The 12,623-nt window shown below is 66.8% G+C and carries 7 protein-coding genes; 3 read left to right on the forward strand and 4 right to left on the reverse strand.

From position 1 onward, the window contains the following. The first annotated feature begins 209 nt into the window (after nt 1–209). Entirely contained in the window at nt 210–1,859 is a 1,650-nt protein-coding gene (locus WME73_RS18610) for a tyrosine-type recombinase/integrase (protein ID WP_437916549.1), read from the forward strand. 158 nt (nt 1,860–2,017) lie between these two features. After that, nucleotides 2,018–2,404 (forward strand): hypothetical protein, encoded by a 387-nt coding sequence (locus tag WME73_RS18615; RefSeq protein ID WP_437746743.1) that lies wholly within the window; start codon nt 2,018–2,020, stop codon nt 2,402–2,404. A 193-nt stretch (nt 2,405–2,597) separates the two neighbouring features. Here WME73_RS18615 and WME73_RS18620 read toward each other — a convergent pair whose 3' ends face one another. From WME73_RS18620 to WME73_RS18630, 3 genes are all read right to left on the reverse strand, one after another. Then, the gene (locus WME73_RS18620) at nt 2,598–2,801 is read right to left on the reverse strand and encodes a hypothetical protein (RefSeq protein ID WP_437746744.1); all 204 of its coding nucleotides are present in this window, start codon (nt 2,799–2,801) and stop codon (nt 2,598–2,600) included. A 999-nt stretch (nt 2,802–3,800) separates the two neighbouring features. Continuing rightward, the gene (locus tag WME73_RS18625) at nt 3,801–6,899 is read right to left on the reverse strand and encodes a hypothetical protein (RefSeq protein ID WP_437916550.1); all 3,099 of its coding nucleotides are present in this window, start codon (nt 6,897–6,899) and stop codon (nt 3,801–3,803) included. Next, nucleotides 6,896–9,604: a glycosyltransferase gene (locus WME73_RS18630; protein WP_437916551.1), complete on the reverse strand. Its 2,709-nt coding sequence runs from the start codon at nt 9,602–9,604 to the stop codon at nt 6,896–6,898. The genes WME73_RS18625 and WME73_RS18630 overlap by 4 nt, the downstream gene beginning before the upstream one ends. A 543-nt stretch (nt 9,605–10,147) precedes the next feature. Here WME73_RS18630 and WME73_RS18635 point away from each other — a divergent pair. After that, on the forward strand, nt 10,148–11,011 hold the full coding sequence (locus WME73_RS18635; RefSeq protein ID WP_437916552.1) for a hypothetical protein: 864 nt from the start codon (nt 10,148–10,150) through the stop codon (nt 11,009–11,011). Nucleotides 11,012–11,095: 84 nt separating this feature from the next. Here WME73_RS18635 and WME73_RS18640 read toward each other — a convergent pair whose 3' ends face one another. Beyond that, nucleotides 11,096–12,616 carry a hypothetical protein gene (locus tag WME73_RS18640; RefSeq protein ID WP_437916553.1) on the reverse strand — a complete coding sequence of 507 codons (1,521 nt, stop codon included), beginning with the start codon at nt 12,614–12,616 and terminating at the stop codon, nt 11,096–11,098. Between the last annotated feature and the right edge of the window lie 7 nt (nt 12,617–12,623).

The following is a 12,623-nucleotide window of genomic DNA, read 5'->3' on the forward strand; positions in this document are numbered from 1 at the left end:
GCCCGCTCGGCGGTGGAGCGCCGGACGGGCCCTTGATCGACCCCCGCATCACCGGAGACCGATCCATGACCGACGTACCCCAGCGACGGGCGCGCGCCAAGCGCTCGGCTTCATTCCCCACCACATCCCTCCCTGCACCGGCGTCGACGGATCGGCGTTTGCGTTCGAGCCGCTCTGGCGGGCGCCCCTCTCCGGCCGCGGAGGCAGCTGTGCCCGTCGCAGACTCGCCGAGTTCGGCGAGCACGACGGATCGCCCGAAGCTGGCCGCCCGCGCCCCAGGCAGTCCAGCAGGAGAAAAGCGCGCCAACGGCTCCGGGGCCGTCCGGCTGCGCGGGAAAATGTGGACCGCGCGCCTCAGCCTCGGCGAGGCCGGTCGACCCACGTTCAAGTTGCCGACGTGCCGGACCGAGCAGGAGGCCAACGCACGCTTGGAGGTGCTGGCCGACCTCGCCGGGCGCCTGCTCGCAGCCGGCCAGATCGTTCTCGGCTTGCCGCTGCTGGAGCGGGCTGCTGCGCGCGAGGGCAGCGCGCTCCGCGACGTCCGACTTGCCATCGAGCATCTCTGCAGGGGCGAAGCGCGTGCTCGCGCGTCCGGGGAAACAACCTTCGCTGAGTTCGCCGAGCTGGTTGTTTCTGGAAGGCTCGCCGAGCAATACCCACTGCATGTGAAAGCGCTTCGCCATCCGGAGCAATACCGGCATAAGCTCAATCATGTTCTGGGGGTACTCGGCCCCGTTCCTCTCTCTCGTTTGACGCTCGATCATGCGGATCGAGCGATCTCCATGCTGCCAGGACATCTTGAGGACTCCTCACGCCAAGGCATCGCAAAGGTCATTCATCGGATACTCGCGCTCGCGACCTATCCAGCGCGCATCATCGCCAGCAATCCGCTGCCGCGTGGATGGATCCCCAAGGCAGAGGACAACAAGGCCAAAAGCTCCCTCTATCCCGACGAGGATAGGCGCCTCATGGCGGCGGTGGATATTCCGCTGTCCTATCGGATCTATTATGGCTTCCTGATCCGCGAGGGAATGCGGGCAGACGAGGCCGGAAGGCTGGAGCCGTCCGATCTCGATCTCGAGCGCGGCGCCGTGGTGCTCGACGAGAACAAGACGGATGACCCACGCGCCTGGGCACTCTCACCCGACGTCGTGCGCGCGCTTCGGACCTATTTCGCTATATGTCCCCCGAAGGAGCGTGTCTTCATTGGGCCGAGCGGGCCCCTGCCGGGGCGCAGTGGGGCGCACAACTTTCGGAATCACCTGCGCCGTGCTGGCATCGATCGGCCCGAGTTGTTCGAGACCACGCAGTCACGGCTGAATATACGCTTGCACGACACCCGTGCGACCTTCATCTCGATCAAGCTCGCGAACGGCCGCACGGAGACGTGGATCTCCGATCGGACCGGGCATAAGTCGAGCCGCCAGATCCACCACTACAAGCGCGCCGCGCGCAAGGTCGCTGAGCTCGGCTTGGGGGACTTCGCGCCTCTGGACGAGGCGATTCCCGAGCTGAACGGCAGGGGCGGCCGTTTAGGTGGAAGTGATCCCATGTCCGCGGAACCGGAGGCGGGCTCGCCGTCGCCGAGCGACGTCGCGTCCCTCGCCCGCGCGCTGCACCACCGAGCGCCGGCCGCGGTCGTTGACCACGCCGGCCAGCCCGCAGCGGGCGCCCCGGTGGCTGCAGGCGGCCCGTTGGGCCCGCGTTGGGCCACGTCGGCGAGCGACCCGGCCGCGAATCAGACAGAACAGATTGAAATTATTGATATTTCGTCTGCGTCCGCCTCGTCGTCCCAGAAATCCTGGCGGGATTTCCGACGCGCGGAACTAGCTCGAGGGTCACCGCGAGCTCCAGCTTGAGGAGAGCGAGCTTGCCAGCGCGACAGGAGGCTTCTTTCGCAAAAGTGACGGCCGCACACGATTGAGTGAAGGATGGCGCGCCACCGGAGCATCCAGCAGCCGAGAGAGAGAGAGGATGCGAACGGCCCCTCCAGTAGGAATTTCTGAGGAGATTGAAAATGAGCTTGTTCAGCAAGAGGGTCCTCCCGTTGACGTTCCTCGGTGCCGCAGCCTTGCTCGGTGGCTGCGTTGGCGAGGCTCCCCTCGAAGGCGATGGCGAGACCCAGCCCGACGTGGCGGCGGCTGATCCCGAGTCGGCGGACGCGATCGACCCCGACGCGGCAGAGGAGGTTGGAGCCGCGCAGCAAGCGCTTACACGTCTGACCACATGGCACTGCTGGGCCTTCAATTGGAATCCGATGGCCGGCCAGGTCACCATCTGGTGGGGCCATACCCAGACGGATGCCCTATGGGCCTGCAACCAGTGGATCGCGGATTGCCGCCGCGGGGGCGGGGACTGCGTCACGGCGAAACAGGTCAATGAACTTTGGGTGCAGAACTGGTGAGCATGTAGGCGCACCCCAGCGGCTACATCGGCGCCTGCGCGCAGCCTGAATGCGCAGTCGTCCGGAATCAGCACGTCTCGGACGCCCCATCGCCGCCCCCGCAAGGAGCTCGAGGAGCGCAGCGAGCTCTGGCGTAATGCTGGCAGTTTCGTTAGTGAACAATGGGTGCCGTACTGACTTCTGAGATATCCCCTCAAATGTTCCGGTAGCTGTGCTGGTAGTAGAGGTGCCCGGCGATGGAATAGGTGTTGCCATCCGAGAGCGTGACGGGAAACGTGACCTCCTCGACGCGGATCTGCAACGTCGCCGCGGCCGGGCGCGGGGCCACGAGCGCGAGTGCGGCGAGCGCGATGAGCACGGTGAGAAAACGGCGTGTAGCGCAATGCGCGGTCTTCATCAGGCCTCCTGGAGCCCGGCAATGTCGCGCGCATGGGCATCCGCGAGCGCACGGCCACGCGACGGCACGGTGAAGGGAAGCCCACGCATCGCTTCACGCCAACGCAACCAAGGCGTCGCCGCACATCCGGGCTCTGGGCGATTCCACGCCGGCGACCACGCCGCGTCCATGCGCGGGGGCTCTCCGTGATCGCGCGCGCCGTCTCCGAGCCTGCCTCGCGCGCTCCCGCCGTGGAGCTCGAGGAGCTCCGCGTCCGGCTTGAGGAGATCGAGATCGCCAGCGTGACAGGAGGCTTCTCTCGAAAAAGAGACGCCCGCAGACGATTTGGTGAAGGACGGCCCGCCACCGCAGCATCCAGTCGGCGAGGGAGATCGGGATGCGAACGGTCCGCGCCATTGAAAAATTTTCAGGAGAATCAATAGATGAGCTTGTTCAGCAAGAGGGTCCTCCCGTTGACGCTCCTCGGCGCCGCAGCCGTGCTCGGTGGCTGCGTTGGCGACGCTTCCCTCGGAGGCGATGACGAGAAGGAGACCCAGCCCGAGGCGGCGGAGGCGGCTGATCCCGAGTCAGCGGACGCGATCGACCCCGAGGCGGCGGAGGCGGTTGGAACCGCGCAGCAAGCGGCTACGGATTATAGCAATAGCACATGGTCGTGCTGGCGTATTGATCCGGCGCCATGGGGGGGTGCCGAAGCCCGCAAAGGCTGGGTCACCATCTGGTGGGGGCATCACGATTATGATGCCAAGTGGGCCTGCAACGAATGGATAAGCGCGTGCAACGGAAGTTGCTGGGCTGAGTGGGCTCATTGGGGGAAGTAGTTGTCGCATTCGGCTCCGCTCGAGCAGCCAGGGCCTCCTTGCCTGAAATTTCGCTGATGTCGCCAGGTTTGCGCGGCCCGAGGAGGACAGCATGATCAGCACACGGAGCGCCTCCGTCGAGGAGCGAAATCCGATCGTGCGAAGCGCCTCGGCAGAGTCATGACACCACAGCCGCTCTGTCTTATCGCCGCGCGAGCGGCAGCACGACGAAGCACGGAACCTCCGCGTCCGACGCGGCGACGCGCCCGTTGTAGAGGAGGTAGAGCAGGGAGCGCCTGGCATCCAGGGCGACCCCGTAGTTCTGCCCGATGATGTAGCCGCGCTCCCTGATCAGCCGCGGCCCCAGCAGCGCCAGCACCTCGCGCTGGCCGCTGAGCAGGTCGAAGCGCATGACCGGTGCCTCCTTGAGCTCGGGCTGGCCGGCGGGGCCGGGCAAGTAGGGAGCGTAGTAGAGCCATCGCTCATCCGGCGAGAAGGCGAGTGATGGCGCATAGTACCCTTGCTTCCAGGTGGTGCCGAGCGAACGGGTCTGGCCGGACGGGCCCAAGCTGAAGATCATGCCACCGTGGGTCGTCGCGTACACCGTGCCGCTCGGCGCCGGCGGTGTGCCGACCCGGAGCATGTTCTTGCGTGAGAAGGACGTCTGGAACGGCACGCTCGGTGGCGCGATGTCGGTGGTCTTGATCCTGTTCTCTGCCGGATCGTAGGCATGCAGGCGCAGATCGGTACCGCTGAAATACACCATCCCATCTCCGCCCAGCATGAGCCCGCGTCGTTCCCCCATTTCCGCCCCGCCGCCGGTGAACACCACCTTCTTCTTCGCGATGTCGAAGACCGCAAGACCCGCCTCGTTCTTGCCCCGGCGGTACGAGATGGCGCGGAAATAGATCAGCCCGCGCGCCCGATCGCAGACGGCCGTGACGACGCCATGCTCGCGGACGATGGTGCCGAGGTTCTCCAACCTCTTGAGCTCCGGGTGATAGCGGAGCAGGATCGACCCCTGATAGCTCGCGTCGTAGGCGGGCTCCTCGTGATCGGGATCGCGTCCGCCCCACCAGGTGGCGAAGTAGAGCCAACCGTCGGCGTCCTCGACGATGTCGGCGTGTATCTTGCCGTGGCCCTTCTGCCCATGGCGCTGTTCGATGGCGCTCGCGACATCGAACACCTTCGCCTGCGTCTGCTTGTCCGGGTCGTACTCCATGACCATGGTATTGCCATCGACGATCTGGTGATTGCCCATGGCGAAGTAGTACTTGCCGTTCCGCGCGACATGTCCGTTGCCCCAGACCGTCCAGCGGGTCTCGCCGCTCATGCGCTGAAGCTCGTTGAAGACGCGGACCGTCCGGCTGGGCTGCCCCAGGCGCCTGGCGAGCTGGTGGCGGTAGAGCGAGTCGATGGCAGGGTCGTCGGCGCCAATGTGCTCGATGTGAGCGGCCGGGCCCTTGAGCTGGACCGGTACGTTCGCCGAAACGCCGACGACGCGCGTGAGGCCGGCCTCGGGCAACGGCCCCAGATCCAGGGGAGCCAGGGGCGGCGTGGACATTTTCAGCTGAAGGTTCCAGTAGATGTTGTACCCTCCGGCCGGTCCCCAGTAAGGTTGACCGGTCTGACTGAACAGGAAAGCCCTGTCGCGGTCCTCGATGTCGACAATGTCGTCGAACAGATTGGCGTGGCTGGGCCCCCTGTGCAGCTCGAGCGTGCCCCGCCGGACGCGACCATGGGTATATACGTTGCCGTGCGCCCGCGAGTCGAAGCTGATCGAATGGATCTCTTCGGCGTCGATGTCGAAGTCTTTGACGAGCACGTTGTAGGCGTTGAGCAGGATGACGCCGTAATGTCCGGGCCGACCGCTCACGGTGATCTCCTCGAGGGTGACGTTGGCGCTGTCCGTCACCAGGAAGGCGGAGTCCGGATCGTCGACGCGAACGTCACGCACCCAGGAATGAGCGACGTCAGTCAGGTAAATCGCGTTGAAACCGCGTTCCTCCTCGTGTGGCGCTTGCGGGGCGGGCTTGAAGCTCACCCGGAGATGCTCGATACCGATGTTCTCGAGGAAGCTGGTGTGGCTCACCGTCGAGCCCCATTCCGGATGCACGTCGAAGAGGAGCGGCTGCTTGAGGACGACGACGTTCTCTTTCACATCGACCACGGTCGCTTCCTGCGTCGCTATCGGCGTGTTCGACGGGGATGCCATCTTCTCGCCGAAGCTGCGGTCCCGGACGCCGAACATGTGGCGCAGGATGGGGGAGTCGTCGCCGCTCCGGTTGTACCACCGGATGCTCAGGATCTCGCCGGGCGTCACCGCGTTGGCGTCGTTCATTCGCAGGTCGTGCTGACCCCGCTTTCCCTCCAGGGCCTTGCCGATGGGTGGCGAAGTCGACCTGTCGGGGTTTCGCGTCCAGATGATGCCTCCGTTCCAGGCGAATGCCGAATAAAGCCCTCCGTGTCCGGTACGCCAGTTCCGCCTGGCGATGTCCTTCTCGATCTTGCTGATCACGTCGGGCTTCGGCATCTCGGCCAGGGGCTTGGGAACGTAGATTGTCGTACCGTTCGCTCCGCTCCCTGAGCCCTGCAAAGTGATGTCGCCGCGCTCGATGAACAGGATGTCGCTCAGGATGAAGCGGCCGGGGGGGAGGCGGACTACCACGGGGCCCTTGTGACGCTCGGCCTCGTCCAGGGCTGCGCGCAGGCCCGTCGTGTCGTCCCGATCGTCGTCGGGCAGCGCGTCAAAACGGGTGACGTCGATGAGGGTGGCCGGATGGTCGTCCGTCCGGGGCAGCGGAGCCTCACCGAAGCAATATCCCGCATAGGAGAGGTCGGGCACATACTCGCCCGAGGCGAGCAGGTCGGATGACCATGTTCCGGGGAGTGTGGGCTCAGCGGTGATGGACGCGTCCGGAGAGGAGGTCGCCATCGGCTTCTGCGAACGCAGCGCCATCACGACGTCGCCCTGGGCGACATGTGTGCCTGGAACCGCCAGGACCTCGACCACCTCGGCATCGCCCTTGGCGGTCACCTCACCCTCATGATCAGGCCCCACCCGGAAGAGCAGGTCGGTGGCGGACACCTGGGCTCCCAGGGTGAGCTTCGGGGCATACAGCGTTCCGGCTATCGGCGCGCGGATCACCTCCCGCTCGCCGGCGTCCTCGGCCGTGGCGGTGTCCGCCGGGACGCTCACGGCCGGCGTAGCCTGGGTCGTATACGTCATCCACATCTTCGCCTGGACGGCGCCGAGCAACAGCAAGGGGGTGACGACTGCGGCGATCTTGCCAGGGGTCATAAATTCCCCACCTCCAACGACGGCGAGTCACCCGCGTCAGAGCTCAGGCCATCTTCGGTTCTCTCGGCCAGCTCTGCCCCGGAGGGTGACAGGACAACATTTCCCGGCCCATCGGGCGGCGCCCATCGGGCGGTGGCCGGGGTTCGCACGATCCTCGGCCAGGGATGGTTCGGCCGAGGGACGAGACGGGCGACCTGCACGCGATTGCGCCGGCTCCATCCTCCGTGAAAATTCACGTCGCAGTCGGCATCAAGGTCGTCGAACGTATTGTCGTGGCTTGACCACTGGATGGTCAGGTGACGCAGGCCACGCAGAGTGAGATCGTCGAAGGCGCCGAAGCTGGCTCGGGCGATGCGTACATAGCCGTTGCCTCCCGGTCCCTTGTTCCAGGCCCCCTCGAGCCGGGCATCGCTGACGCGCGGGGCGTAGGCGGTGTCGATGCTCAGGGGATGCCGACCCGCGGCGAAGACCTCGACGCTCTCCAAGGTCACGTCGGCCGTTCCCAGCAGCATGATCCCGTCCACAGCCTTGTTCGGCCGCGTATTTGCGTAAAGATCGGGCGCGGGCTCGCCGTTCAGCTCGTAGCGTATCGTGAGATCGCGGATCGTCACCTCGCGCCGCAATTGCACCGGGATGACCTCGGTCCCCGCCGGAAAGCTGTCTCCGACCGGCCGTTCGAGGGTGATGGTGGAGCCCTCGGCCCGCGTCACGCGCCCCAGCGTCTGACGCAAGATGGGGTATTGCTGGTTCCACCGACGGGCTCCCAGGGCGTCGAGGAACGCTTGATCGTTGCCGGCTCGCAACGCGACGAAATCCCCGGTCTGGACATGGATCGGGTGCGTGAGCTTCACCATCGTCGAGGCGGGATCGAGAGGGGATTCGAGCTGCCCCTTCCTGTCGCCCTGCACCTCCGAAGGCAGCTCGCCCCGCACCACGATCATCGCCGGCGTCGGCTGTCCATCGCTGGAGAAGCTCGCCACCAGTGTCGTCTTTCCTCTTCCGGCGCCCTTGAGGACGACATCGTCGCGGCGGATGATGAGCGGCTTCGTCAGCCGGAGCTCGCGCGCCGCGACACGCACCACGGACCCCGGCTTGGCCTCCGCCAACATGCGTTCGAGCTGGCCTTGCGTCGTCGCTTCCTCGGCGTGCGGGTCGTGCAGGGCGACGGCGGCGGTGAGGACGACGAACAGGGCATAGGACAGCGCCGTGAGGGCGGAGGAGACGACCCACTCGCGCAGGTTTCGCGCCACCTGGGGTTGTCCCGTCCCCTGGCGGGTCCAGCGTTGCTTGTGCAGGTTGAAGGTCATGTGGATCTTCACCACAGCACCGACCACCTGATTGTAGTAGAGAAGGAATGGATAGAACGGAGAGACGCGCCTCCGGGGTACGCCGACGAGGACGCTCTGAGCGGACTTGATCCCGAGCGTCCACAGGAGGTACGCGGCGAGAATGCCGGGAATCTTGCCGGTGAGCATCAGCAGGCCGAACGTCGGTCCCACCAGCGAGGTCCACGTGGAGATGCGCTGCTCGAGCAAGGACCACCAGGCGAACGGACCGACGTGGCGCGGACCCAGCGCGAGAGCGCGGCCATTGGTGCGCAGCATGTTCCCGTACCAGCGACACATCAGCTGCACCGACGGCGTGACAAAGCCCTGCGAGGGCATGGATTCGAATGTATAGGCGCAGACATCCGGTACATAGAGCATCGACCAGCCGGCCCGCAGCACCCAGTACCAGGTCGATTTGTCGTCGCCGGTGAGGAACCGGATGCGCCCTAGCCGCCAGTGGTCGATGTGGTCCTCGCGGACGATGCGCGCAAAATCGGGATGGGTCGCGATCTCGGCGCGGAAGGCGCAAAAGCGGCCGGTCAGCGTCAGCACCTTGTCGGACAGGCCGACCGAGGACATGTAGAGGTGCCGCTGGGCGAAGCGCAGATCGAACCACTCGCGCGCAAGGCTCGTTCCCGACACGATCGCCCGCTCGTCGGTGGTCAGGGCGCCGACCTCAGGGCGCAGGCGAAAGAAGGAGAAGCTGCGCTCGAACGTGCCGGGAACGAGGAGGGTGTCGCCGTCAAGGAAGGCTACGACCGCTCCGTCGGGCAGGGGGCGGCGCTGGATGGCGGCGAGGACATCCGCCATGGCCTCGCGCTTGCCGGCTCCGCTCTGCAGGAACAGCTCCAGGCGGACGGACGATGGTGCCCCGCGCCCTTCGAAGAGCGTCCTGACGAGGTCTTGTTCCTTGGCGCTGCCCATGGAGGCCATGACGGTCACGGGCACGCCATAGGCGAACGCCTCGTCGAACAGCGCGTGAAACACCGGTATCGTGACCTCGGGCTCCATTCGATAGGAGGTGATGAGAACGACCACCTCCGACGCCCGCCCCGCCGGCCCCAGGGCGTCGGCCGCGCGCCGAAACCTCGGGAAACGCCAGTTCACGTTGAGCGCAGCGCGGGTGACATTGACAAGAAACCACGACAGGCGCCAGCCCCCCAGAAGACCGATGGCGAAGAGCGCAGCGCGCCCGGGGACGTCGAGACCCGCGAGTACCGCCCGAATCAGGACGACGGCGGCCGCTACATACAAGGCCGAGCACGCGAACCATGCGCCTCTGGAGGCCAGGCGGGGAACGGTGGGGAGGAGTCGCTGAAATTGCGTCGGGCGAACCATGCCGTCGCCGATCGGGATTGCTTCCGATGTCGAGCTCATCGCGGTCGTCCTGATCGTCTATGCTGTCGAAGATGCTTTTGTGAGGATCTACGATGAGCCGCCTCGCGGTCCTCAGGGCCCAGCCGTGGCGGTCTTTCGCGCCTTTTGAATGCTGCGGTGGCGGGCCGTCCTTCGCCAAATCGTCTGCGGCCATCTCTTTATCGAGAGAACGAAGATCCCATGACGAAGGCGAGTCGCTGGATGCGCAGGTCGGTGTCGCGTGCGAAGCTCTGGCGCGGTCCCTGCCAGAAACACGACTCCGTGGCGGGGTGGCGCTGTGAAGGTGCTCGGGACTTCCTCGGCGCAAAAAGGACGCGACGGGGCCTCTGCTCTACGCAGCGCTCCTCGCGCTGCTCTTCGCCGTGCGCTTCGGGATGCGGCGGAAAAAATGAGGAGCCGGCGCGTCGGCGCACCTCCAGCGCGCGCGCTCATGCTAACAACCGCGCCGGTCGTCCGAACGCAGACGAGCTGGCCATGGACGACCGAAGGCGGCCATCCTCACGGCCGCCTCGACGCGCGGGCCGGCGATGCATGGAGCTTTGAATGAGGTACAACCTGTTCGTTGGATTGCTTGCCTTGCCCCTCCTGGGTTGCGGATCTGATCCTGCTGACAACGCGGACGCGACGACGACGGTCGCGACGACGAGCACGGGATCCGGGGCGACGGGAGGCGCGGGCGGGGAGTCGCCGGGCTGCGCGCAGGCCGCGGCGCCGGACGTCACCAACGTCTCCGGCACGTGGGCGTACCGCGCCATCGGGTCGCAGCTCACCCAGGCGCAGGGTCTCCCGCCGTTCCAGACGCGCATCGTCAGCGTGATGCTCATCACGCAGCAGCAGAATGGAGACGCTATTTCCTTGCAGGGCACGTATTGCGACCATTACACCGAGGACCCGGACGCGATCGTGCACGCCGTCATCCCGGACAGCTTCCGGGAGGCGCTCGCGCCGGTGACCCGTGAGGGCACGTTTGCGGCGAGCGAAGGGGGGCTCCGCTACAAGCTCGGGCCCCTCCACGAGGTGATCGGCGCGGCGCTCGAAGACCTGGCGCAGGACGAACTGCCCACGGATCCGGCGGACGCTCGCGTCGTCGATCAGGACGAGGATGGACACCCGGGAATGACAGTTCAGCTCCAGGGGCTCATCGACGGGTCGGTCTACGTGGCCGAGCGGGCACGGACCGAGCTCGACGGCGTGGCGGTCGCGACCTATCGCATCGAGGGTCGACTCGGGTTCGTGTCGGAGCAGAGCGTGCTCGAAACGGATCCTCCGAGCCTCAAGGCGACCATGGCCGCCTCGAGGACGTATCCCGACCCGGAGGAGTGCAACAGCACCTTCGTGATGGTCCGTACCCCTGACGACGCGGACTGCGCCTGGATCAAGGAAAGGGCCGACACGCTCTTCCAGTAAAGCCCCTCCCGGCGGTCGCGGCGCCCCGCGTGACCGAGCGCCTCCGGGCCTCCGATCGAGAGGACGCCGGCTTCGCTGCGCTGCTCACTCAGGCAGCCGCAGGACGAAGCCGGCGCCGGCCAGCCAGCCGCCGCTGGAGAAGCCGGGATAACCTGGGTTGTTCGTCTGCAGCCCCTCCACGCCGTCGAGCGGCTCGCCGCTCACGATGTCGACAAGGTTGTCGGGGACCTCGTCGATCACGGGGTTCCTGGCGGACGGGCTCTTCGACACCTCCCGTGGCACGAGCAGCTGGCCGTGCAGGAACGCTCCCACGCCGAAGTCTGCGCCGAAGAGCGACACCGGCGTCTCGAACGAGGCGCTGACCGCGATGCGCGGGTTGTCGACGTAGTTGGTCCTTCCGGTCTGGTCCGGCACGGGAGACGGCGTGAAGGCGACGTCGGCGGAGAACCTGCGGCTCCCCAGCGCGATCGCGCCGCCGAGCCCCACGGACACCGTGCTCGACCACGGGTCGGGCGGGGTCTCCGCGTGCCGATCGCGGTACTCTGACCACCGCGTCAGGAGCGCGTGCCCGCCGATCTCCCAGGAGGGCAGCGCCGGGCTCTTCGAGCGCGCGGCGCGCGCGCGCCCTCCGTCCTCGCTCGGCGGGCCCATGATCGAGGCCCCGACGCCGACGCGGGTCGGCTGGTGGCCGAGGGTCAAGCGGTAGGCCTGGGGGACCGAGCTCTCGCCCTCCGGATAGGTGGTGTTCCAGAAGCGGATCCTGTTCTCGCCGTCGGTGTCCGACGCCGAGGCGAGGTGGAGCGTGGCCGAGAGGCGCAGCCACGGTGCCGGGCTGGTCGCGAAGGCGAAGTAAGGGGCGAAGACGCTCTCGACCTCCACGTCGGGGTTGATGAGGGCGGTCCGCTGGTCGCTCGCGTCGGGCACGTGGACGGCGGTCCGCGCGCTGGTGCCGATCGTGACGTCGACGCCCGCCCCGACGGACAGCCAGCGGGTGATCCGGCCAGCCATCGACACGGCCAGGCTGGTGACCGACAACCGATCTCCCAGCAGCTCGAACTCCAGCCGATTCGAGAAGTACTGCGCGCGCTCGTCGGCGAAGAAGGCCCGCTGCTCCTGGAAGCTCCTGAGCGGCAGCAGGGCGTAGAAGCCCAGGACGAGGCGGTCCTCGCAGAGCGGCCGCACGAACCCGAGCGTCGCGTAGCTGTTGATCTGCCGGTCGCGCGTGTCATCCCGCGGGCTCGGGAGCTTCGACCCCGGCAAGGGCCGGTGGGTGAGCCGGGAGGTCGAGCCGTCCGGATTCCGGATCTGGCCATCGTACACCGACTCGGGCACGTCGACGCCAGGGGGGCGCGGGGCGAGGGTGATGTCGCCGTGCGTGACGAGCACGAAGAGGCCCGCTTGCGTCGTCGCTGCCGCATACGGCAGGAGCGCGGGGTTGAAGAACGCGGCTTCCGGTCCTCGCGCGAGCGCCCGTGCGTTCAGCCCGTTGGCGCTCGTAGGAGCGCCGGTGATCTCGAGCGCGCCCGACGCGCGGACGGCTCCGGCCTGGAGGAGCAAGGCGGACGCCAGCGCGAACGGCGTGGCGACGCAGACTTTGTGCGGCATAGGTGCT

The sequence above is a fragment of the Sorangium sp. So ce302 genome (assembly GCF_051530145.1).
Lineage (GTDB): Bacteria > Myxococcota_A > Polyangia > Polyangiales > Polyangiaceae > Sorangium > Sorangium cellulosum_B.